The 23,354-nt window shown below is 67.3% G+C and carries 19 protein-coding genes; 8 read left to right on the forward strand and 11 right to left on the reverse strand.

The window, feature by feature from the left end:
- Window positions 1-2: 2 nt before the first annotated feature.
- Window positions 3-980: a 2,3,4,5-tetrahydropyridine-2,6-dicarboxylate N-succinyltransferase gene (gene dapD, locus AC4PMY_RS02155; protein ID WP_491621888.1), complete on the forward strand. Its 978-nt coding sequence runs from the start codon at window positions 3-5 to the stop codon at window positions 978-980.
- A gap of 105 nt (window positions 981-1,085) precedes the next feature.
- On the opposite strand, the gene AC4PMY_RS02160 is transcribed toward dapD, so the two are convergent.
- The 4 genes from AC4PMY_RS02160 to AC4PMY_RS02175 all read right to left on the reverse strand — a co-directional run bounded on the left by AC4PMY_RS02160 (window position 1,086) and on the right by AC4PMY_RS02175 (window position 4,547).
- Window positions 1,086-2,345: a citrate synthase gene (locus AC4PMY_RS02160; RefSeq protein WP_064296340.1), complete on the reverse strand. Its 1,260-nt coding sequence runs from the start codon at window positions 2,343-2,345 to the stop codon at window positions 1,086-1,088.
- A 179-nt stretch (window positions 2,346-2,524) separates the two neighbouring features.
- Window positions 2,525-3,646 (reverse strand): succinyldiaminopimelate transaminase, encoded by a 1,122-nt coding sequence (dapC, locus tag AC4PMY_RS02165; RefSeq protein ID WP_064296164.1) that lies wholly within the window; start codon window positions 3,644-3,646, stop codon window positions 2,525-2,527.
- A gap of 4 nt (window positions 3,647-3,650) precedes the next feature.
- A complete protein-coding gene (gene fdxA / locus AC4PMY_RS02170) occupies window positions 3,651-3,974 on the reverse strand; it encodes a ferredoxin (protein ID WP_056007281.1) in 324 nt (107 codons plus the stop codon).
- Window positions 3,975-4,013: 39 nt separating this feature from the next.
- A complete protein-coding gene (locus tag AC4PMY_RS02175) occupies window positions 4,014-4,547 on the reverse strand; it encodes a hypothetical protein (RefSeq protein WP_491621889.1) in 534 nt (177 codons plus the stop codon).
- A gap of 203 nt (window positions 4,548-4,750) precedes the next feature.
- On the opposite strand from AC4PMY_RS02175, the gene efeU reads away from it, so the two are divergent.
- The 3 genes from efeU (at window position 4,751) to efeB (ending at window position 8,343) form a co-directional block, all read left to right on the forward strand.
- Window positions 4,751-5,599: an iron uptake transporter permease EfeU gene (efeU, locus tag AC4PMY_RS02180; protein WP_491621890.1), complete on the forward strand. Its 849-nt coding sequence runs from the start codon at window positions 4,751-4,753 to the stop codon at window positions 5,597-5,599.
- A gap of 54 nt (window positions 5,600-5,653) precedes the next feature.
- Window positions 5,654-6,865 (forward strand): iron uptake system protein EfeO, encoded by a 1,212-nt coding sequence (gene efeO / locus AC4PMY_RS02185; RefSeq protein WP_079002109.1) that lies wholly within the window; start codon window positions 5,654-5,656, stop codon window positions 6,863-6,865.
- Between the two features lie 113 nt (window positions 6,866-6,978).
- Entirely contained in the window at window positions 6,979-8,343 is a 1,365-nt protein-coding gene (gene efeB / locus AC4PMY_RS02190; protein WP_491621891.1) for an iron uptake transporter deferrochelatase/peroxidase subunit, read from the forward strand.
- A gap of 98 nt (window positions 8,344-8,441) precedes the next feature.
- Here efeB and AC4PMY_RS02195 read toward each other — a convergent pair whose 3' ends face one another.
- The 3 genes from AC4PMY_RS02195 to AC4PMY_RS02205 form a co-directional block, all read right to left on the reverse strand.
- Window positions 8,442-8,873, reverse strand: coding sequence for a hypothetical protein (locus AC4PMY_RS02195; RefSeq protein WP_491621892.1), 432 nt, complete (start codon window positions 8,871-8,873; stop codon window positions 8,442-8,444).
- 71 nt (window positions 8,874-8,944) lie between these two features.
- The gene (typA, locus tag AC4PMY_RS02200; protein WP_491621893.1) at window positions 8,945-10,852 is read right to left on the reverse strand and encodes a translational GTPase TypA; all 1,908 of its coding nucleotides are present in this window, start codon (window positions 10,850-10,852) and stop codon (window positions 8,945-8,947) included.
- A 160-nt stretch (window positions 10,853-11,012) separates the two neighbouring features.
- Window positions 11,013-12,737, reverse strand: coding sequence for an ABC transporter family substrate-binding protein (locus AC4PMY_RS02205; protein ID WP_491621894.1), 1,725 nt, complete (start codon window positions 12,735-12,737; stop codon window positions 11,013-11,015).
- A 297-nt stretch (window positions 12,738-13,034) separates the two neighbouring features.
- On the opposite strand from AC4PMY_RS02205, the gene AC4PMY_RS02210 reads away from it, so the two are divergent.
- The 4 genes from AC4PMY_RS02210 to AC4PMY_RS02225 are packed head-to-tail and all read left to right on the forward strand — an operon-like array spanning window position 13,035 to window position 17,710.
- On the forward strand, window positions 13,035-14,018 hold the full coding sequence (locus AC4PMY_RS02210) for an ABC transporter permease (protein WP_064296413.1): 984 nt from the start codon (window positions 13,035-13,037) through the stop codon (window positions 14,016-14,018).
- Between the two features lie 4 nt (window positions 14,019-14,022).
- Window positions 14,023-14,946, forward strand: a complete 924-nt coding sequence (locus AC4PMY_RS02215) for an ABC transporter permease (protein WP_079002099.1) — start codon at window positions 14,023-14,025, stop codon at window positions 14,944-14,946.
- Window positions 14,939-17,044 (forward strand): ABC transporter ATP-binding protein, encoded by a 2,106-nt coding sequence (locus tag AC4PMY_RS02220; protein WP_491621895.1) that lies wholly within the window; start codon window positions 14,939-14,941, stop codon window positions 17,042-17,044. Before AC4PMY_RS02215 ends, AC4PMY_RS02220 begins: the two co-directional genes overlap by 8 nt.
- A gap of 48 nt (window positions 17,045-17,092) precedes the next feature.
- Window positions 17,093-17,710 (forward strand): hypothetical protein, encoded by a 618-nt coding sequence (locus tag AC4PMY_RS02225; RefSeq protein WP_491621896.1) that lies wholly within the window; start codon window positions 17,093-17,095, stop codon window positions 17,708-17,710.
- Window positions 17,711-17,792: 82 nt separating this feature from the next.
- On the opposite strand, the gene AC4PMY_RS02230 is transcribed toward AC4PMY_RS02225, so the two are convergent.
- From AC4PMY_RS02230 to AC4PMY_RS02245, 4 genes are all read right to left on the reverse strand, one after another.
- On the reverse strand, window positions 17,793-19,517 hold the full coding sequence (locus tag AC4PMY_RS02230; protein ID WP_064296416.1) for a dipeptide ABC transporter ATP-binding protein: 1,725 nt from the start codon (window positions 19,515-19,517) through the stop codon (window positions 17,793-17,795).
- 11 nt (window positions 19,518-19,528) lie between these two features.
- Window positions 19,529-20,497 (reverse strand): ABC transporter permease, encoded by a 969-nt coding sequence (locus tag AC4PMY_RS02235; RefSeq protein WP_064296417.1) that lies wholly within the window; start codon window positions 20,495-20,497, stop codon window positions 19,529-19,531.
- Window positions 20,487-21,416, reverse strand: a complete 930-nt coding sequence (locus AC4PMY_RS02240) for an ABC transporter permease (protein WP_064296418.1) — start codon at window positions 21,414-21,416, stop codon at window positions 20,487-20,489. Before AC4PMY_RS02240 ends, AC4PMY_RS02235 begins: the two co-directional genes overlap by 11 nt.
- Window positions 21,417-21,491: 75 nt before the next feature.
- Window positions 21,492-23,102: a peptide ABC transporter substrate-binding protein gene (locus AC4PMY_RS02245; RefSeq protein ID WP_231884406.1), complete on the reverse strand. Its 1,611-nt coding sequence runs from the start codon at window positions 23,100-23,102 to the stop codon at window positions 21,492-21,494.
- Between the last annotated feature and the right edge of the window lie 252 nt (window positions 23,103-23,354).

Consider the following 23,354-nt stretch of genomic DNA (forward strand, 5'->3'; position numbering starts at 1 on the left):
CCATGACCGCTGCGCCTGCCGACACCCCCGTTCCGACTCACGCCTGGGGCTCCGGCCTCGCGACCATCGCCGCCGACGGCACCGTGCTCGACACCTGGTTCCCCGAGCCCTCGCTCGGACGGATCCCCGAGGGCCGCGACCGCTGGATCGCCCCCGCAGACCTCGAGGCCCTCGCGACCGACGACGAGCGCCGGGCCGTCCGCATCGACATCGTCACCGTCGAGATCGAGCTGCAGGCCGCTCCGCAGAGCACCCCGGACGCCTACCTGCGGCTACACCTGCTCAGCCACCTGCTCGTCCAGCCGAACACGATCTCGCTCGACGGTGTCTTCGCGCACCTCCCGATCGTCGTCTGGACCAACGCCGGCCCCGTGCACCCCGCGGACTTCGACCGTCTCCGACCGTCACTCCTCCGCGCCGGCATCCACGCGACCGGCATCGACAAGTTCCCGAGACTCCTCGACTACGTGACGCCCGACAAGGTTCGGATCGCCGACGCCTCGCGCGTCCGGCTCGGCGCCCATCTAGCACCGGGTACCACCGTCATGCACGAGGGCTTCGTCAACTTCAACGCCGGAACTTTCGGCGCGTCGATGGTCGAAGGCCGCATCTCGCAGGGCGTCGTCGTCGGCGACGGCAGCGACATCGGCGGTGGTGCGTCGATCATGGGGACGCTCTCCGGCGGTGGTACGCAGCGGGTGGCGATCGGTCAGCGCGCCCTCCTCGGTGCCAACTCCGGCATCGGCATCTCGATCGGCGACGACTCCGTGGTCGAGGCCGGTCTCTACGTGACCGCGGGCACCAAGGTCGTCCTCGCGGGTGCTGCGGCCACGGCCGAGGGCGCGCCGCGCACGGTCAAGGCGGTCGAGCTGTCGGGTGTCCCCAACCTCCTGTTCCGTCGGAACTCGCTCACCGGGGCCGTCGAGGTGCTCCCCCGCTCGGGCTCGGGCGTCGAGCTGAACGCGGCACTGCACGCCTGACCCGGCGTCCCCGAACACAGAACGGCCCCGCATCCGAGGTGGATGCGGGGCCGCCCTTCGACAGGTTCAGGAACCGCCCTTCGACAGGCTCAGGAACCACCGGGACTAGCGCGTCGGGAAGGGCCGCTCGGGCGAGCCCGTGTACAGCTGCTGCGGGCGACCGATCTTCGTCTGGGGGTCGAGGTTCATCTCACGCCAGTGGGCGATCCACCCGGGCAGGCGTCCGATGGCGAAGAGCACCGTGAACATCCGCGTCGGGAAGCCCATCGCCTTGTAGATGACACCGGTGTAGAAGTCGACGTTCGGGTAGAGCTTGCGCTCCTTGAAGTAGTCGTCCTCGAGGGCGATCTGCTCGAGCTCCTGAGCGAGGTCGAGCAGCGGGTCGTTGATACCGAGGGCACGGAGCACCTCGCCGGCGCTCTCCTTGACGAGCTTGGCGCGCGGGTCGTAGTTCTTGTAGACGCGGTGCCCGAAGCCCATGAGCTTCACGCCGTCTTCCTTGTTCTTCACGCGGTCGACGAAGCGCTGCACGCCCTCGCCGGACTCCTGGATCCGGCCGAGCATCTGCAGGACAGCCTCGTTCGCGCCACCGTGCAGCGGACCCGACAGGGCGTTGATACCGGCGGACACCGAGGCGTAGAGGTTCGCTCCGGTCGAGCCGACGAGGCGGACCGTGGAGGTCGAGGCGTTCTGCTCGTGGTCCTCGTGCAGGATGAGCAGGAGATCGAGCGCCTTCGACAGGACGGGATCGATCTCGTAGGGCTCGGCGAGGTTGCCGAAGTTCAGCTTGAGGAAGTTGTCGACGAAGCTCAGCGAGTTGTCGGGGTAGAGGAACGCCTGCCCGACCGACTTCTTGTGCGCGTAGGCCGCGATCACCGGCAGCTTCGCGAGCATGCGGACGGTCGTGAGCTCGACGTGGTCGGGATCGTGCGGATTGGCGTCCGACTCGTAGTAGGTCGACATGGCCTGCAGGGCGCTCGACAGGACGGCCATCGGGTGGGCCGTGTGCGGGAGCGCGGAGAAGAACCGCTTGAGGTCCTCGTGGAGGAGCGTGTGGCGTCGGATCTTCTCGTCGAATCCGCCGAGTTCATCGGCCGTCGGGAGTTCCCCGTGGATGAGCAGCCAGGCGACCTCGAGGAAGGTCGACTGCTTGGCGAGCTGCTCGATCGGGTAGCCGCGGTAGCGCAGGATGCCCTGGTCGCCGTCGATGTACGTGATCGCCGACTTGGTCGCCGCGGTGTTGACGAACCCGTAGTCGAGCGTGGTCAGGCCGGTCTGCCGCGTGAGCGAGGAGATGTCGATACTCGACGCGCCCTGGGCTGACTGGTGGATCGGGAATTCGGCCGTTCCGCCGGGGTAGTTCAGGGTGACCTGATGCGTCTCGGTGGAAGCCTGTTTCTCGACGTCGCCCACGGCGCCTCCTCATATCTTCGTGCGATAGGGACTCGACATCGCCCTCCGATACGACGGCGTGTCACATACAGCCTAATCGGCTTCGGACCCAACTGTTGTTTCCCACAGTGATCCGGCGACTTCCTTGGAGTTCACCCCGAAATCGGGCGGAGGCCTCGAAGTCTGGCCGCGGCGGCCGCGATGCGCTCGTCGGTGGCGGTCAGGGAGAGCCGCACGTGCTGCGGCCCGGCCTCGCCGTAGAACACCCCCGGGCCAGCAAGGACACCGATCGACGCCAAGCGGTCGATACTCACCCAGGCGTCCTGGCCCTCGGTGATCCACAGGTACAGTCCCGCCTCGCTGCGGTCGACCCGGAACCCGGCCTCGCGGACGGCCGGGAGCAGCACCTCACGTCGGGCACGGTACCGGGCCTTCTGCTCCGCGACGTGGGCGTCGTCGCCGAGCGCCGCGACCATGGCGGCCTGCAGCGGGGCCGGCAGCATGAGACCCGCGTGCTTCCGGACGGTGACCAGCCGACGCACCAGGCGCTCGTCGCCCGCGAGGAACGCGGCACGGTAGCCGGCGAGGTTGGACTGCTTGCTCAGGGAGTAGATCGCGAGGACGCCCTCGGTGTCGCCGTCGGTCACGCGCGGATCGAGCACGGACGGGGTCGGCGTGTCGGACCACTCCCCCTCCCAGCCGAGTTCCGCGTAGCATTCGTCGCCCACGAGGACGGCGCCCAGTTCGCGGGCTCTGGCTCGGGCTGCCCGCAGCTCGTCGACCGACAGGACACGACCGTCGGGGTTGCCGGGGGAATTCAGCCAGACCAGCCGGGTGCTCTCCGGCCATTCGGCGGGGTCGTCGGACGCGAACGCCTCGGCTCCGGCGATCGCCGCGCCGACCGCGTAGCTCGGGTAGGCGGCCACGGGGTGGACCACGGTGTCGCCGGCGCCCAGGCCGAGGAGAAAGGCGAGCAGCGCGACGAGTTCCTTCGAGCCGATCGTCGGGAGGACGGCGTCGAGGGTGAGCCCGTCGACGCCACGACGGCGCGCGAACCAGTCGACGATCGCCTGCCGGAGTTCGGTCGTGCCGATCGTGGTCGGGTACGCGTGCGCGTCCGTGGCCGCCCGGAGCGCATCCCGGATGAGGCCGGGAGTCGGATCGACCGGCGAACCGATCGAGAGGTCGACGATGCCGTCGGGGTGCCGACGGGCCTGCTCCGCATACGGGACCATGAGGTCCCAGGGGTAGTCGGGCAGCGGCTGCAGTGCCACGCGACTACTCGTGGGCTTGGGGCGGCAGGGCGGCGATGAGCGGGTGGTCCGAGGGGATCACGCCGACCTTCGCGGCCCCGCCCGGGGAACCGACCTCGTCGAAGAACTCGACATTGGCCTTGTAGTAGTCCGCCCACTCCTCGGGAAGGTCGTCCTCGTAGTAGATGGCCTCCACCGGGCAGACCGGCTCGCACGCACCGCAGTCGACGCATTCGTCGGGGTGGATGTAGAGCGACCGTTCACCCTCGTAGATGCAGTCGACGGGGCATTCGTCGATGCAGGCGCGGTCCTTGACATCGACGCACGGCAGGGCGATCACGTAGGTCACGGGCGGGTGGCTCCCTTCACGAGCACTGAGTTGTCCAGTCTACGCCTGCGGCGAGACGGGGAGCGGTTCGGGCGTCGGTCCCGCGGGACGGTCGTCGCGCTTGCGGGCGCGCTCCGGGAGCTTCGGCCACGCCACGACAAGGACGGCGATAAGGCCGGGGGCGATGGTCCAGACGAGGCCCGAGACGCTCTGCGGGATGAGGACGGAGCCACCGGTGCTCTCGAGCTGCAGGATCCCGATCATGAGGATGACCCCGAGTGCCGCTGCCGACGCTGCGAGCCGGTCTCCCAGGACGATCCGGAGTCCGACCAGGAGCATGGCCACACCGAGGATGCCGAGCACCAGCCCGACCGGGAGAGCGACGCCGAGGACGGAGGGCGCCCAGGCGTGCGCGACCGTGCCGATGGCGCCGTACGCCAGACCGACGAGGAACGCGAGGACGATCCCGATCACCCGCGACGCCGTGGACGGCTCGTGCGGTGCGTCCGGCTGCGGCGGTGTCGGCGGGAACCAGCGGTCGTCGCCGACCGTGCGGCCGTCTGGGAGGCTGGGGTCGGGGGCCGGATCGGTCATCCGCCGATTGTATCTGGACACCCTCGGTGTCAGGCGCTATGGTCGACGTCGGATAAGGTTAGCCTTACCCAACCGCGTTCCGAAGTCGCAGCGCCCCGCCCGGACCACGGTCCCCGCCCGGCGCGCCCTCGGATGCATCCCCACCCCGCAGACGACGGCCTCCCCCGGGCGACCGCCTGCTCGACGCCCGAAAGTCCGGTCACGTGCTCGCGAACTACCTCATCGGCCTCCGCGAAGGCCTCGAAGCCGGCCTCATCGTCGGCATCCTCGTCGCCTACCTGAACAAGCTCGGCCGGCGGGACGTCCTCCCCCGGTTGTGGCTCGGCGTCGCCGTCGCGATCGTCGTGTCGCTCGGGGTCGGTGCGATCCTCACCTGGGGACCGTACGGGCTGAGCTTCCAGGCGCAGGAGATCCTCGGCGGCGGACTGTCCATCCTGGCCGTCGGGCTCGTCACCTGGATGATCTTCTGGATGGGGCGCAACGCCCGAGAGCTCAAGCACGACCTCGAGTCACGACTCGACGCCGCCGTCGCCGGGTCGGCGATCGGGATCATCGTGCTCGGTTTCATCAGCGTCGGCCGCGAGGGGATCGAGACCGCCCTCTTCATCTGGGCGAGCGTCAACTCCGGCGAGAACGCCGTCGTCGGCTCGATCGGCGCGCTCCTCGGCATCCTCACCTCCGTCGTCATCGCCTATCTCATCTACCGCGGATTCGTCCGCATCAACCTCGGGACCTTCTTCACGTGGACCGGCCTCTTCCTCGTCGTCGTGGCCGCCGGCGTCCTCGCCTACGGCGTCGGCGACCTCCAGGAGGCGGGCGTCATCCCCGGCTGGGGGCAGGCCGCGTTCAACCTGAGCGCCGTCGTCCCTCCGACGAGCTGGTACGGCACCGTCCTCGGCGGACTCTTCAACTTCACCCCCGCCCCGACGTGGGCACAGTTCGGTGCGTGGCTGCTGTACCCGATCGTCACGCTCGTCTGCTTCATCCGGGTCTCAGGACTCGGCCGTCGGCGCCCGACCTCGGTCACGAAACCGGTCACGACGAACGCCTGACCGGTCCCCGACCCACCACGAACCAAGCACCAGCACCTTCCGACAGGAGTCTCCATGCAGCACCGCATCATCGCCGGCCTCGCCGGCGCGGGCGTCCTCGCCCTCGCCCTCACGGGATGCGTCCCGAACAAGACGGGAAGCGACGCACTCACCGTCGCCATCACCGACGACTCGTGCTCGGTGTCCGTGGCGAAGGCGACGGCCGGTGCCGTGACCTTCTCGATCACCAACAACGGCACCGACGTCAACGAGTTCGAGATCCTCGCCTCGGACAAGCTGCGCATCGTCGGCGAGAAGGAGAACGTGACGCCGGGCCAGACGGTGTCCTACGTCGCACAGCTGAACCCCGGCACGTACTACACGGCCTGCAAGTTCCAGCTCGTCGGCGCACCGGTCGGCCTCGCCGAGTTCACCGTGACGGGCGAGAACGCCGCCGTCTCGAAGGACGAGCAGGCGCTCACCGACCAGGCCGTGACGAACTACGTCGCCTACATCAAGTCCCAGGTGGCCGAACTCGTGCCGCAGGTGAAGGCCTTCACCGACGCGTACGCCGCCGGCGACGACGAGACCGCCCGTCAGCTGTTCGCGACGACGCGCGTCTCGTACGAACGCATCGAGCCGACGGCCGAGGCCTTCGGCGACCTCGACCCGAAGATCGACTACCGCGAGGTCGACGCCGTGGCTGAAGGACTCGACTGGACCGGCTTCCACCGGATCGAGAAGGACCTCTGGCCACCGGCAGCCGACGCACTGAACTCCGACGGCACGAGCGCGCTGCTGGACTGGACGCCGTCGACGCCGGAGCAGCGTCAGCAGTTCGCCACCGGTCTCGTCGACGACGTGCAGCAGTTGTTCGACCTCGTCTCCGAGAAGGACTTCACCGTGAGCCTCGGCGACATCTCGAACGGCGCCATCGGTCTCCTCGACGAGGTCGCCGTCGGCAAGATCTCCGGCGAGGAGGACTGGTGGTCCCACACCGACCTCTACGACTTCGCGGCCAACGTGCAGGGAGCCGAGGTCGCGTTCGGCAACGTCAAGGACATCGCCGCGAGCAAGGGCGACGCGGGCACGAAGCTCGTCGGCCAGATCGAGACCGAGTTCACGGCACTGCAGGACCTGCTCGCGAAGTACGGCAGCCTCGACAACGGTTTCGTGAGCTACGACACCGTCACCGAGGAGCAGCGCAAGGAGCTCTCCGACCAGGTGAACGCCCTCTCCGAGCCGCTGTCGCAGCTCACCCACACGGTGCTCGGCGTCGCCGAGTAACACCGACCGGATCCACCGCCGCCTCCGCGGCGCGCCGGGCCGGAACCGCTCAGAGCATTCTGGGGGTTCCGGCCCTGCGGCCTTCCAGCCATCCCTGAATAGCATGAGGTCCGATGACCGAGCACACTCCCCCCACGCCCCCTGCACCCGAGGCAGGATCGGCGCCCACCGAACCTGGACCCGGCGCCGCGTCCGCACCGCCGAGCGACACCCCACGGCGCGGGCTGTCGCGACGGGCGCTGTTCGGCCTCGCCGGAGCAGGCGCCGCGGGGCTGGCGGCTGGAGCCGGGGCGACCGCGGCCATCACCGCAACCGTGAGCGCCTCGGCGAGTGCCTCGGGCGTCACGACGGTCTACCCCTTCAGCGGGGCGCACCAGAGCGGGATCACCACGCCGGCGCAGGACCGCCTGCACTTCGCCGCGTACGACGTGTCGGCGGGGACCACCAGGGAGGAGCTCGTCGAGCTGCTCCAGGACTGGAGTGTCGCCGCGGCACGCATGACGCAGGGCCAGGAGGTCGCCGACGGTGGCGCCGTGGACGGCTCCCCGCTCGCTCCCCCGGTCGACACCGGCGAGGCGCTCGGACTGCCCGCCAGCGGGCTCACGATCACCTTCGGGTTCGGACCCACACTCTTCACCGCCGAGGACGGCACGGACCGGTTCGGCATCGCCGACCGGCGCCCTGCCGAGTTGGAGAAGCTCCCCCGCTTCACGGGCGACAACCTGCAGGCGGGCCTCACCGGCGGCGACCTCTGCATCCAGGCCTGCGCCGACGACCCACAGGTCGCCGTGCACGCGATCCGCAATCTGAGCCGCATCGCGTTCGGACGTGCCTCCATCCGCTGGTCGCAGCTCGGTTTCGGTCGCACCTCGTCGACCTCCACCAGTCAGGTCACCCCGCGCAACCTGTTCGGCTTCAAAGACGGCACTGCGAACGTCAAGTCCGAGGAGACGAAGACGGTCGAAGAGCAGGTGTGGGTCCAGGACGGGGACAGCGCCGCCTGGCTGAGCGGTGGTTCCTACCTCGTGGTCCGCAAGATCCGCATGATCATCGAGACCTGGGACCGCGCGCAGCTCCAGGAGCAGGAGCGGGTCATCGGTCGGAGCAAGGGCGAGGGCGCACCGCTGTCGGGCGGCAAGGAGTTCACCGAGCCCGACTTCGAAGCGGTCGGGGCTACGGATCAGCCGCTCATCGACAAGCACTCGCACGTGCGCCTGGCGCACCCGACCCAGCTCAAGGGCACGAAGCTCCTGCGACGCGGCTACAACTTCGTCGACGGCAACGACGACCTCGGGCGGTTGAACGCCGGCTTGTTCTTCATGTCGTATCAGCGGTCGCCCAAGCAGTTCATCGACGTGCAGCGCGCACTGGCCACCGATGCGCTCAACGAGTACATCAAGCACGTCGGGTCGGCGATCTTCGCGGTGCCGCCGGGCGCGAGCAAGGACGGCTGGGTCGGCGAGACGCTCTTCGCGTAGGAATGGCCCCGGTCACTGAGCCCGGTCACCGAGCCTGTCGAAGTGCGCCCTTCGACAAGCTCAGGGACCGGAAGGGCGCTCAGGGACCGGAGGGGCGGCTACTTGACCGTCACCGTGTAGAGGATGCTGTCCGCCGAGGCGACGAGCTTCACGTCGTAGGCCGTCGTCGACAGCGTCACGATCGAACCGTCACCGTTCGCGATCTCCCCGTCGACCGTGAAGCCTGCCGCGACGAGCGCATCCTTGGCTGCGGTGGCTGCATCGGTCGCCTGCACCGTGACGACGAAGGTGTCCTTGCCGTCGACGGTGCCACGTCCGCCGTTGACCGTGCCGTCGACCACCGGGACCGCGTCGACGGGGTATCCGTCCGGGAGCCCCTCGTCGAGGTTCACGTCGAAGTCGCCTCCGGTGGCGTCGCGGATGCCCTGCTCGACGGAGTCCTTGACGGTCGACTCGATGACGCTGCACCCGGCGAGCGTGGGAGCGATGACGAGAGCGGCCAGCAGGGCGAGGGAGGCGTGTCGGCGCATGCCCATCAGCTTAACGACCCGATGCCCGGTCTTCCTGGGAGGACCGGGCATCGGGTTGGAGCGGCTGCTGCCTACTCGGACTGCTTCTTGAGACGCGAGTAGCTGCGCTGGCGGGCCTGAGCGTCGAGCTCGACCTTGCGGATGCGCACGTGCTCGGGCGTGACCTCGACGCACTCGTCCTCGCGGGCGAACTCGAGGCTCTCCTCGAGCGTGAGGACGCGCGGCGGCGTCATCGACTCGAAGTTGTCGGCCGAAGACTGACGCATGTTGGTCAGCTTCTTCTCCTTGGTGATGTTGACGTCCATGTCGTCGTTGCGCGAGTTCTCGCCGATGACCATGCCCTCGTAGACCTCTTCGGTCGGCTGCACGAAGAACGACATGCGCTCCTGCAGCGCGATGATCGCGAAGGGGGTGACGACGCCGGAGCGGTCGGCGACGATCGAGCCGTTGTTGCGCGTCGTGATCGCGCCGGCCCACTCGCCGTAGCCGTGCGCGAGCGCGTTGGCGATGCCGGTACCGCGCGTGGCGGTGAGGAACTCGGAGCGGAAGCCGATGAGGCCGCGCGACGGGACGATGAACTCCATGCGGACCCAGCCGGTGCCGTGGTTCGACATGTTCTCCATGCGACCCTTGCGCGCCGCCAGGAGCTGGGTGATCGCGCCGAGGTGCTCTTCGGGAGCGTCGATGGTCAGGTGCTCGTAGGGCTCGTGGACCTTGCCGTCGATGCGCTTCGTGACCACCTGCGGCTTGCCGACGGTGAGCTCGTAGCCTTCGCGACGCATCTGCTCGACGAGGATGGCGAGCGCGAGCTCTCCACGGCCCTGGACCTCCCATGCGTCGGGTCGACCGATGTCGATGACCTTGAGTGAGACGTTACCGATGAGCTCGCGGTCGAGACGGTCCTTGACCATGCGGGCGGTGAGCTTGTGGCCCTTGACCTTGCCCATGAGCGGCGAGGTGTTGGTACCGATCGTCATCGAGATGGCCGGGTCGTCGACCGTGATGGCCGGCAGCGCGCGGACGTCCTCGGGGTCGGCCAGGGTGTCGCCGATCATGATGTCGGCGAAACCGGCGACGGCGACGATGTCGCCGGGGCCGGCGCTCTCGGCCGGGTAGCGGTCGAGCGCCTTCGTGATCATGAGCTCGGTGACGCGGACGTTGTGGACGTCGCCGTCGTGGCGGACCCAGGCGACCGTCTGGCCCTTCTTCAACGTGCCGTTGAAGATGCGCAGGAGCGCGAGGCGACCGAGGAACGGCGAGGCGTCGAGGTTCGTGACGTGCGCCTGGAGCGGGTGCTCGTCGTCGTACTGCGGAGCCGGGATGTGCTCGAGGATGGCCTCGAAGAGTGGCTCGAGGTTCTCGCTGTCGGGCAGCTCGCCGTTGGCGGGCTTGGTGGACGACGCACGGCCGGCCTTACCCGAGGCGTACACGACCGGGACGTCGAGGATGGCGTCGAGGTCGAGGTCGGGGACGTCGTCGGCCATGTCGCTGGCGAGTCCGATGAGGAGGTCCTGGCTCTCGACGACGACCTCGTCGATGCGCGCATCGGGACGGTCGGTCTTGTTGACCAGGAGGATGACGGGCAGCTTGGCCTCGAGCGCCTTGCGGAGCACGAAGCGGGTCTGCGGGAGGGGGCCCTCGGACGCGTCGACGAGGAGGACGACGCCGTCGACCATGGACAGGCCGCGCTCGACCTCTCCACCGAAGTCGGCGTGACCCGGGGTGTCGATGACGTTGATCGTGATCGGGCCGTCGGTGGCGTGTTCGCCCTTGTACGAGATCGCCGTGTTCTTGGCGAGGATGGTGATGCCCTTTTCGCGCTCGAGCTCATTCGAGTCCATGGCGCGTTCTTCGAGGTGGGCGTGTTCGGCGAAAGAGTTGGTCTGTCGCAGCATGGCGTCGACGAGAGTCGTCTTGCCGTGGTCAACGTGGGCCACGATCGCGACATTGCGCAGATCGGAACGAGTGGCGAGCGCCATAAAAGGGTGGCTTCCTTCAAGTGGATGGGATTCGGGCACGATGGTGCCGACGGACCATCATACCGCAGGAGTCCTGGCCGGGGGCTGAACGGCGACGGGCACCGGCGGTTTCCCGCCGATGCCCGTCGAGGCTGCGTTCAGATCGAACGCGTGCTGATGCTTACTTCTTCCAGCCCACGTTCTTCCAGTCGATGGTCTCGAACTGGGTCGGCCCGTAGTTCACGAGGCCGGTCTTGACGCCGTAGGTGTACGGCACCGGGAACAGCGGCAGCGTGGTCGCGAGGGCGACGATCTTCTTGTCGATCTCCTTCGCGATCTCGAGGCGCTTGTCGGGGTCGAGCTCCGCGTTGGCGCTCGCCCAGAGGTCACCGAGCGAGTCGTCGGTGACGCCGGGGAAGTTCTGCCCGGAGTCGGCCGGGTAGAAGATCGACTCGGTGCTCGAGATCGGGAACGCGGTGCCCTGCCACGCGAAGCTCACGGCGTCGAAGTCGCGGGTCTCGGTGGTGACGTACTTCGTGAAGAAGTCGTCGGACGGGACGGTGTCGATCTGGAGATCGAAGCCGGACTCCTTCACCATGGCCTGGACCTGCTGCGACGTCTCGGCGGAGACCGGGTTGTCGGAGTCGATGACGTAGCGGACGGTCAGCTTCTTGCCGTCCTTCTCGCGGATGCCACCGCTGCCTTCCTTCCAACCGGCGTCGTCGAGCTGCTTCTTGGCGGCGTCGATGTCGTAGCCGAGCACCTTGGAGGCGTCGTCCTCGTAGCCGTCCTGGCCGGGGAGGAAGATGAGGTTGTTCAGCAGGTCGGTCGGTGCGTCGATCGCTGCGAGGCGGGCCTCGGCGATGGTCTGACGGTTGATCGACTTGGCGAACGCCTGGCGGACCTCGGGGTCGCTCAGGACCTCGGACGTGCCGTTCAGGGTGATGTGGTTGTACGTCGTTCCACGCGAACGCTGGATCTCGGCGTCACTGCGCTTCTTGGCCGTCTCGTAGTTGTCGGCGTTCGAGCCGATGCTGAAGACGTCGATCTCACTGTTCGAGAACGCCTGCGCGAGACCCGAGCGGGACACCTGCTTGAAGATGATGTTGTCGAGCTTCGGCTTGTCGCCCCACCACTTCGGGTTGGGCTCGAAGGTCACGACCGCGCCGGTCTGGTCGATCTTGCTGACGATGTACGGACCGCCGGAGACGTAGGTCGTGCCGTCGGCCGCATAGGGTCCGGTCGCCCAGAGGGTGTTGAAGGACTCCGGCGTCGCGCCGAGCCACTTCGGCCAGATGTTGCCGAGGATCGACGGCCAGTCCGCGTTCTTGTTCTTGAACGTGATGAGGACGTCCTGCGGGCTGTCGCCGGCGGTGACGGACTCGATGTCCTTCCACACGTTCGTGGCGGTGGGCGCGTAGGCGGGGTCGACGCCGTTCAGCGACTTCCAGGTCGCGGCGAAATCGTCGACGCTCATGGCGGTGCCGTCCGACCAGACGGCGTCCGGGTTGATCTTGATCTCGACGACCTGCGGGTCCTCGGTCTTCAGCTCGACGGAGGTCGCGAAGTCGGGGTTCGCCTCCCAGGTACCGTCCTCCTTGATGTTGATGAACGACGGTGTGTACAGGTTGCTGAGGAACTGGTCGTCGACGGTGCCGCTGTCGAGGTTGTAGAGGTTCCAGTTCGCGGGGATCGCGTCGACGGCGAGGTTGAGCGAACCGCCCTGGGCGATCTGGTCGGCGTCGGCGCGCTCCCAGCCGGTGCCGGACAGCTCGGCGGGCTTCGACGTCGAGCCGCCACCGCCTGAACCGCCTCCGGTGCAAGCCGTCAATGCGAGGGCGACGATCGAGACGCCGGCGAGGATCATCCCGCCGCGCCGCTTCGATCCCTGTGTTCTGGAACTCATCGAGATCCACCTTTCGTGACGTGTAACTGCGCAAGGCCGCACCGATGCGGAGCGGAAGGCGCGCAGGCCAATGTGGACCATCTTGCACCCGCTCCGGGGATCCCCCACAAGTGGGGATGAATTGTTACCGTTTCGATTTATCGGCAACACGTGCCGGAAACATACGTTTCGTTTCCTGAGAACACGCGTCGTTTTCTGATTCCAGACACTTGGGGGTTACAGTGTCTCCACCCCCACGAGGGGAGCACAGCTGACGGGACGACGCGGTCCCGCACAACGACTTCGCAAGGCTGGTACATGATCGGGTTCATTGCACGGCGGTTGGTCAACTACCTGTTCCTCTCCGCGATCGCCACCATGCTGGGCTACGTGCTCGTGAGCATGACGCTCCAGCCGTCGGCCCGGTTCCTCGGGAAGAACCCGCCCATCCCCCAGGCGTCCATCGATGCGGCGCTGGACAAGATGGGCGTGAACCCGAAGGTCCCACTGCTCGAACGCCTGTGGGACTGGGTCACGCAACTGGTGACCACCGGCTCCCTCGGGATCAGCACGCGCGGCACCCAGGTCACCGCCGACATCTTCGAGCGCTCGGGCACGAGCCTCCGCCTCCTCGTCATCGGCACCATCCTCGGCGCGGTCATCGGCGTCGCCCTCGGCGTGTGGGGCGCGGTCCGCCAATACCGGGCCAGCGACCAGATCATCACCTACGCCTCGTTCACGATCCTCGCGATGCCCGTCTTCGTCATCGGCGTCGTGCTCATGATCCTCGCGACGTCACTGAACCAGGCGGTCGGCACGAACGTCATCAACTTCACCGGCGAGTACACCGCCGGCCTCCAGGGCGGATTCTGGACACAGTTCGGCGACCGGGCGATGCATCTGCTGTTGCCCACCATCACCCTCACCGTCGGCGCCGTCGCCTCGTACTCGCGGTACCAGCGCAGCGCCATGCTCGACGTGATGAGCGCCGACTACATCCGGACCGCGCGTTCGAAGGGCCGGACCCGCGGTTCCGCGATCATCCGGCACGGTGTCCGCGTCGCGCTCATCCCGATGTCGACGTTCTTCGCCTACTCCTTCGGGCTCATCCTCACCGGAGCGAGTGTGACGGAGAACGTCTTCAGCTGGCACGGCATGGGCGAGTACCTCCTCACGAGCGTCTCGAACTCGGACATCAACGCCGCCGCCGGGACCATCCTGTTCACCTCCATCCTCGTCCTGATCGCCGGAACGCTCTCCGACGTGATCTATGCGGCGCTCGACCCGAGAGTGCGGGTGTAACGACATGGCACTGACCGACCCCTCGACCCTCACCGTCGGCGACCCGGAGAAGATGGCGGACGCCCCCAAGCGTCCGCAGTCCCGCGGGCGCACGATCCTGCGGAAGGTGCTCGCCACGAAGCGCGCCCGCATCGGTGGCGGCGTCCTCCTCTTCATCATCCTCTGGGCGTTCATCGGCCCGCTGCTCTCCCCCTGGTCGTTCACCGACCAGGACGGCCTCGCCTTCAGCCAGCCGCCCTCGCTCGACCACTGGTTCGGTACCAACAACATCGGCCAGGACGTGTACGCACAGACGCTCGTCGGGCTGCAGAAGTCCATCGTCATCGGTCTGATCGTCGGCCCGGGCGCTGCGATCATCGCCGGACTCGTCGGGGCCATCGCCGGCTACGTCGGAGGCGTCTGGGACAAGGCGATCGTGTGGCTCATCGACCTCCTCCTCGTCATCCCCGGCTTCTTCCTCCTCGTGCTCCTGAGCCCGGCGTTCAAGTCGCTGTCCTGGCTCGCCCTCGTCGTCTTCCTCGTCCTGTTCGGCTGGATGGTGCTCGCGCGCGTCATCCGCGGGCAGACGATGTCGCTCCGCGAACGCGAATACGTCAAGGCGGCCCGGTTCATGGGCGTCCCCGGGTTCACGATCATCCGTCGCCACATCATCCCGAACGTCGCGAGCCTCCTCATCATCGACGCGACGCTCGGCATCGGCGCGGCGATCCTGTCGGAGACGACCCTGAGCTTCTTCGGCTTCGGCGTGCAGGCGCCCGACGTCTCGCTCGGCACCCTGCTCGCCGCCGGTGCGAGTGCGGCCGTGACGCGGCCCTGGCTGTTCGTCTTCCCCGCAGCGATCCTCGTCATCACCGTGCTCGCCTCCAGCCTCCTCGGCGACGCCCTGCGCGACGCCATCGACCCGACCTCAGGAGCCAACCGTGACTGACCCCCAGGCGACCGCGCCGCTCCTCAAGGTCGACGACCTCACCGTCACCTTCCCCAACGCCGGCACGCCCGTGCATGCCGTCCGCGGTGTCTCCTACGAGGTGCGGCGTGGTGAGTTCCTCGGCATCGTCGGCGAGTCGGGCTCCGGCAAGAGCGTCTCCTCGATGGCCGTCATGGGGCTGCTCCCGACCAATGCGCAGGTGAGCGGCAGCATCCGCTACGACGGCGTCGAGCTGCTCGGCCAATCGGACAAGGAGCTGTCGAAGATCCGCGGGCGGGACATCGCCATGATCTTCCAGGATCCGCTCTCGGCGCTCACGCCCGTCTACACGATCGGTCAGCAGATCGCCGAAGGCCTCCGCCTCCACGACTCCGCGCTCTCGCAGCGCGCCGCAGAGACCCGGGCCGTCGAACTCTTGAAGATCGTCGGCATCCCGAACGCGGAGCGGCGTGCGAAGTCGTTCCCGCACGAGTTCTCCGGTGGCATGCGTCAGCGGGCCATGATCGCGATCGCCATCGCCAACGACCCGCAGCTGATCATCGCCGACGAGCCGACCACCGCACTCGACGTCACCATCCAGGCGCAGATCCTCGAGGTGCTCCAGAAGGCGAAGGACATCACCGGCGCCGCCGTGGTGCTCATCACGCACGACCTCGGTGTCGTCGCCGGCAACGCCGACCGGGTGGCCGTGATGTACGCGGGCCGGATCGTCGAGACGGCGCCCGTGGTCCCGCTGTTCCGCGAACCGCTCATGCCGTACACGATCGGTCTGTTGCGCTCCATGCCGAACATGGCGGCGAACCAGCAAGAGCGACTCGTCCCGCTCGAAGGACGCCCACCGCTGTTGACGGCCGTGCCGACCGGCTGCCCCTTCGCCCCGCGCTGCCCGATCGCCGTGGCCGCGTGCCTCGAGGGCGAACCGGCGTTGCTCCCCGTCCTCGACGGGCCCGTCGAGGACCCGACGACCTCGGTCGAACACACCGCCGCGTGCATCCGCGCCGGCGAGATCGCCGACGGGTCGCTGCGCCGCCCGGAGATCTTCCCTCGGCCGGACGAGGTGCCGGAGGAGCTCGTCGCCGAGGTCGCTCCGGAGACCGTCCTCGACGTCCGCGATCTGACTCGCGCGTTCCCGCTCACGAAGGGCGTCGTCTTCCGGCGCAACATCGGCACCGTCCGCGCGGTCGACGGGGTCTCGTTCAGCGTGCAGCGCGGGCGCACCCTCGGCCTGGTCGGCGAGTCCGGGTGCGGGAAGACGACGACGATCATGGAGATCCTCGAACTCGCGAGGACGCAGGGCGGCAGCATCCACGTGAACGGGGTCGACACCGCGACGCTGTCGAAGCCCGACCGCAGGAAGCTGCGCAGCGACATCCAGGTGGTGTTCCAGGACCCGATGGCCTCGCTCGATCCGCGCATGACGATCGAGGACATCATCGGCGAGCCGTTGACCGTCCACGGGGTCTCCCCCACCGAGATCCGCTCCCGCGTCGGGGCCATGCTCGAACTCGTCGGCTTGGAGCCGTCCTTCGCCGGCCGATACCCGCACGAGTTCTCGGGTGGACAGCGACAGCGCATCGGCATCGCTCGGGCGCTCGTCGTCGAACCGAAGATCCTCGTGCTCGACGAGCCGGTCTCCGCGCTCGACGTCTCCGTCCAGGCCGGCGTCATCAATCTGCTCGAAGACCTCAAGCAGCGGCTCGGACTCTCGTACCTCTTCGTCGCCCACGACCTCGCCGTCGTCCGGCACATCGCCGACGACGTGGCGGTCATGTACCTCGGACGCATCGTCGAGTACGGACCGAGCGCCACGATCTTCGACGACCCGAAGCACCCGTACACGCAGGCGCTCCTGTCCGCGGTGCCGGTCCCGGACCCCGAGATCGAACGCAGTCGGCAGCGCATCCTGCTGAACGGCGACCTCCCCTCCCCCAGCGACGACCGGGTCGGCTGCAGTTTCCGGAGTCGGTGCCCGTTGTTCCAGCTGCTACCGGCCGACAAGCAGGCGGTCTGCGAACGCGACGATCCACGAGAGCGCCCTGTCGACGGGCGGCTCGTGGCGTGCCACCATGCGGAGAGCGACCGGCTCGTCACCGCCTGATCGAGCCGAGCGGGCCCCGAGAGTCGGCGGCCTGGAAGGATGGTGGACGTGAACGAAGCGACGAACGCCGGCAATCGGACCACCCTGCGGAGCACGAGCGGCTTCTGGATCCTCGGCGTCACCGCCCTCCTCATGGTCTTCTTCGTCATCGACGCCGTCAGCCGTGGAGCCTGGGGCTTCGCGGTCCAGGCGCTCCCGTGGGAGCTCCTCGTCGTGTGGCTGGTCTACCTGGTCCTCGTCCGTCCGTGCATCATCATCGAGCCGTCGCAGCTGACCGTCGTGAACGTCGGACGTCTCCACGAGATCCCCTGGTCGCGCATGGAGGAGGCGACGAGCCGCTACCAGCTCACGGTGCTCCTGCGGGACGGGCGGAAGATCACCAGCTGGGGGGCACCGAGCGCGGGTCTCGACCGCCCGTCGATGATCGGCGGACGTGCCGGACGAAGCGGGGTCGACCATCAGGACCGCGCTGCGGGCGTCCGCCGACCCGGTCGTGCCGGTAACGAGGGTCCGACGGCCGTCGACCTCATCGACCGTGCCCACGAACGCTGGGGCCGGATCGACCCGAAGGACGACCGCCTCGCCACCTCGCGCTGGGACGTCGTCGCCCTGGGCGTCACGGCGGCACTCCTCGCCTGGGGCGTCGCCTCGGCGCTCCTCGTCTAGCGACCGGCGGACACCTCCCGCAACGCCGAAGGGCGGTGCCCCGGATCGCTCCGCGGCACCGCCCTTCGACGTGGTGCGCCGGTTACAGCGCGAGCTCGATCCCGGCGCCGGGGATGGCGTCGAGGAGTTCGCGTGTGTACTGCTGCTTCGGGTTCTCGAAGACGTCGTCCGTGGTGGACGCCTCGACGATCTTCCCCTTCTGCATGACCGCGACGTTGTCGGCGATCACGCGCACGACCGCGAGGTCGTGGGTGATGAAGAGGTACGTCAGCTGCAGCTCCGACTGGAGGTCGGCGAGCAACTGCAGGATCTGCGCCTGGACGAGGACGTCGAGCGCGGACACCGCCTCGTCGAGGACGACGATCTCCGGCTTCAACGCGAGTGCGCGGGCGATCGCGATGCGCTGACGCTGTCCACCGGAGAGCTCGTTCGGGTACCGGGTCGCGACCGCCTGCGGCAGTGAGACCTGATCGAGGAGCTCCAGCACGCGAGCACGGCGGGACGCCTTGTCGCCCACCTTGTGCGTGACGAGCGGTTCAGCGATCGTGTTGCCGATGTTCCGCAGCGGGTCGAGGGAACCGTAGGGGTCCTGGAAGACCGGCTGCATCTTGCGGCGCAGCGCGAGGAGGCCCTTGCGATCGAGCCCCTCCATCGCCTTGCCACCGATGCGGATCTGGCCGGACGTCGGCGTCTCCAGCTGCAGGAGCAGCTTCGCCACGGTGGACTTCCCGGATCCGGACTCGCCGACGAGCGCCATGGTGGTGCCCCTCGGGATCTCGAACGAGACGCCGTCGACGGCCTTGAGCTCACGCTCAGCCGCCTTCTGTCCGCGGATGTTGTAGACCTTCTCGAGGTCCTTGACCACGATCGCGGCTTCCGCGTCCGGCTGGGCGGCCTGCGCTGCGGCGCGGTGCTCGGCGGCGACGATGAGGTCGATGCCCTCCGAACCGACAGGAGCCTCATGGTCGAGGGTCTCGAGCGATCCGGTCGCCGACTGGATACGACGCGAAGCCAGGCTCGGTGCCGCTGCGACGAGCCGCTTCGTGTACGGGTGCACCGGGTTCTGCAGGATCTCGACCGACGGACCGGCCTCGACGATCTGCCCCTTGTACATGACGATGAGCTTCTCAGCGCGCTCGGCGGCGAGGCCGAGGTCGTGCGTGATGAAGAGCAGCGCCGTGCCGCTGTCGCGGGTCAGGCTCTCGAGGTGGTCGAGGATCTTCCGCTGGACCGTGACGTCGAGCGCCGAGGTGGGCTCGTCCGCGATGAGCAGCTTCGGACTCGACGATAGACCGATACCGATGAGCACGCGCTGACGCATACCGCCGGAGAACTGGTGCGGGAACTGCTTGAGGCGACGGTCGGCGTCGGAGAGACCGGCCTGCTGGAGCACCTCGATCGCCTTGGCGCGCACGGCCTTCTTGCCCTGGGCGATGCCGTTGGCACGGATGGCCTCCTCGACCTGGAAGCCGATGTTCCACACCGGGTTCAGGTTGGACATCGGGTCCTGGGGCACGAAACCGATCAGGCGTCCGCGGACGTCCTCGATCTCGTTGCGGGACAGCTTCGAGAGGTCGCGCCCCTCGAAGAGGATCTCGCCCCCGCTGATCTTGCCGGTACCGGGCAGGAGGTTGATGATCGCATGCGCGGTCGTCGACTTCCCGGATCCGGACTCACCGACGATCGCGACGGTCTCACCGGGCATCATGGTGAACCCGGTCTTGCGGATGGCCTGGACCGTCCCGCTCTGAGTGCGGAAGGTGACTTCGAGGTCCTTGACCTCGAGCAGCGGCTGCTGGGTGTTCATCTGGCTCGCGTTCAACGCAGGGCCCTCGCCTTCGGGTCGAGCGCGTCTCGCAGGACTTCGCCCATCATGATGAAGCTGAGCACGGTGAGCGACAGCGCGATCGACGGGTAGATCAGCACCTGCGGGGCCGTGCGGAGGTCACGCTGCGCCTGGCTGATGTCGTTGCCCCAGGACATGGTCTCGCTCCCGAGTCCCACGCCGAGGAAGGACAGCGTCGCCTCGGCGACGATCGCTGATGCCAGCGAGATCGTGATGACGACGATCACCGGTGGGATCGCGTTCGGCAGCACGTGGCGCAGGAGGATCTTGAAGCGGGAGACACCCAGCGCGATGGACGCTTGGACGTAGTCCGCGTTCTTGACCCTGAGCACCTCCGCTCGAAGCACTCGGGCGACGGATGGCCAGGCGAACAGACCGATCGCCAGGGAGATCGTCCACACGCTGCGGTACTTCGCGAGCACCGACATGACGACGACGGCCGCGAGGATGTACGGGATGGAGAAGAAGATGTCGCCGATGCGGGACAGCACCGAGTCGACCCAGCCACCGTAGAAGCCGGCGAACGCGCCGAACACGATGCCGAGCGTGGCCGTGATCAACGTCACGATGAGCCCGACGGACAGCGACGTGGAGGTCCCGTAGATGACCCGCGCGAAGATGTCGCAGCCCTGCTTCGTGAAGCCGAGGATGTGGCCGGCCTCAGGCCCGCCGTTGCTGTTCTCGAGGAAGCACTGGTTGTTCGGGGGCGTCTGCGTGAAGAGGAAGGGGAACAGGCCCACGACCACGACGAGCAGGATGAGGACGGACGAGATCCAGAACATGGGACGACGGCGCATGAACGCCCACGCGTCGGTCCAGAGGTTGCTGACCTTCTCGTCTACCTTGACGGCGTCGATGACCGCGAGGGGGGTCTCTTCGAGCGGTGCGACGAAGTGATTCGGGGATCGCTTGATCGTCGGCTCCTGATCATTACTTGACATAGCGGATCCTTGGGTCGAGCACGGCGTAGAAGAGGTCGATGACGAGGTTGATGATGAGGTAGAACAACACCATCACCGTCACGAAGGACACCACGGTCGGGCCTTCTCCTCGGAGGATGGCCTGGTAGAGCGTGCGGCCGACACCGGGGACGTTGAAGATGCCCTCGGTCACCGTGGCGCCGACGATCAGCACACCGAAGTCCACCGCGAGGTAGGTCACGACCGGGATCAGGGAGTTGCGCAGGATGTGCACGGGGATGACCCGGCGACGGCTCAGGCCCTTCGAGTACGCCGTACGGACGAAGTCGAGCGACTGCGTCTCGATGACCGAGGACCGGGTCAACCGCACGATCTGCGCGAAGCTGATGGTGGCGAGGACCAGTGCGGGAAGTAAGAGGTCTTGTATCGGCGCGCCCGGGCCGACCGTCGGTCTGAACCACCCGAGCTGGATCCCGAACACGTACTGCGCGACGAACGCGATGACGAAGACCGGGAGCGAGATGAGGATCAGGCTGACGACGAGGAACGAGGCGTCGAAGATGCCGCCCTTGCGGATGCCGGAGATGAGACCGATGGTGATTCCGGCGACCATCTCGAAGAAGACGGCGATGACGGCGAGCCGCAGCGTGACCGGGAAGGCCTGCGCGAGGATCTCGCTGACCGGCTGCCCGGAGAAGGACGTTCCGAGGTCGCCGGTGAAGATGCCGCCGAGGTACAGGAAGTACTGCACGATGAACGGCTTGTCGAGGTTGTACTCGGCGTTGAGTTGAGCGATCTGCGCGGCGCTCGGCGTCTTGTCGCCGAACAATGCGAGCACGGGATCACCGGGCAACGCGAAGACCATGAAATAGATGAGGAAGGTCGTGCCGAGCAGTACGGGGATAGCCTGCAGGACACGACGAAGAATGTAACCGCCCATGGTGTGGGACTCCTGAACTCGTGAAGCTGGGTGGGCCCGGAAGAACCGGACCCACCCAGCTATGCCGCTACAAGACTACTTGGTGATCTCGTAGTACAGCGGCACCGAGTTCCAACCGAACTCGACGTTCTGCACGCCTTCGCCGAAGCCGCCGCTCACGTTCTGGTACCAGAGCGGGATGGCCGGCAGGTCCTTGAAGAGGACCGCCTGAGCGTCCTGGAACTTCTTGTTCGCAGCGTCCAGGTCGGTCTCGGACGAACCCTCGGCGAGGAGCTTGTCGAACTCGGGGCTCGAGTAGTCACCGTCGTTCGAGGATGCACCGGTCGCGTAGAGCGGAGCGAGGAAGTTGTACAGACCCGGGTAGTCGGCCTGCCATCCGGAGCGGAACGCCGTCTCGATGGAACGGTTGGTGATGCCGGCGCGGAAGTCACCGAAGACGGCGACCGGGACGCCCGAGGACTCGATGCCCAGGACGTTCTTGATGCCGTTGGTCACGGCGTCGACCCAGGCCTGGTGCGGCCCGTCGGCGTTGTACGCGATCTGGAAGGAGCCGTCCCACGGGGAGATGGCGTCGGCCTCGGCCCAGAGTTCCTTGGCCTTCTTCTCGTTGTACTTCAGGACGTCGTTACCCTCGATGTCCTTCGAGTAGCCGTCGATGACCGGCGAGGTGAAGTCGGTCGCCGGCGTGCGGGTGCCGTTGAAGATGACCTTGGTGATCTCTTCACGGTTGATCGCGTACGAGATCGCCTGACGACGCAGCTGGCCCTCTTCACCGCTGAAGTGCGGGAGTCGGGACGGGATCGTGAAGGACTGGAACACGGCGGCCGGCTGGTTGACCGCACGGTCGCCCAGGTCGTCCTGGTAGGTGGAGAGCGCGGAGTCCGGGATCTGGTCCAGGACGTCGAGGTTGCCGCTCAGCAGGTCGGCGTAGGCGCTGTCGAAGTCCTTGTAGAACGTGATGGTCAGGCCACCGTTCTTGGCTTCGCGGCCACCCTTGTACTCGTCGTTCTTGACGAGCTTGATCGACTCGTTGTGCTTCCACGCCTTGTCGCCGTCGACCTTGTACGGGCCGTTGCCGATCGGGTTCTGGCCGAACTCGTCCGTGACCTTGCCGGCCTCGTCGAACGCTGCAGCGGGCAGCGGGTAGAACGCGGAGTAGCCGAGGCGCAGCGGGAAGTCGGATGCAGGTGCGGACAGCTTCACCGTGAAGGTGGTGTCGTCGACGACGCTCAGGCCGGTGAGGGGCTGGCCGTCCTCGTTGTAGCCCTCGACGTCCGCGAAGAACGAGGCGTTCTTGCGGAGGTTGACGACGGCGTCCTGCCAAGCCATGACGAACGAGTCCGAGGTGACGGGGTCGCCGTTGGTGAACTTCTGATCAGCCTTGATCTTGATCGTGAACGTGGTCGAGTCGTCGGTGTCGATCGACTCGGCCAGGTCGTCGACCGGCTTGCCGTCGGCCGCGTAGTAGCGGAGGCCTGCGAAGACCTCGTCGATGATCTTTCCGCCACCGACCTCGTTGGTGTCGCTGGGGATGAGGCCCGACTCCGGCTCGGAGCCGTTGGTCGTGATGATGGATGATGCGCTGCTGGTGCTCTCGCTGCTGGAACCGCCACCGGAACATCCGGTGAGGACGAGAGCCCCGGCTGCGATGATGGCGGCGGCAGAGCCGAACCGACTGAACTTCACAGTTCCTCCTTGGGGAAAGGGCAAGCGAAACCAGCGCATCGTGTGCGCTGGATCGCTCTTTGAATACTCTGACGATAAGCAGAAGCAGGACGGCGAGCAAACTGGGACGCCAAACGTTACACAGCGGTAACCCAATCGACGGATTGTTGCTCACGGATGCTTTTTCGTGCACGGATCCCGCCTGCCACGCACGAGAACGGTCGTGATCGCAAAACTCGTGCGGTCGCATCCACCTTCTGGATACGAATCGTA

This window comes from Plantibacter sp. MDV22-iso1 (genome assembly GCF_058408345.1).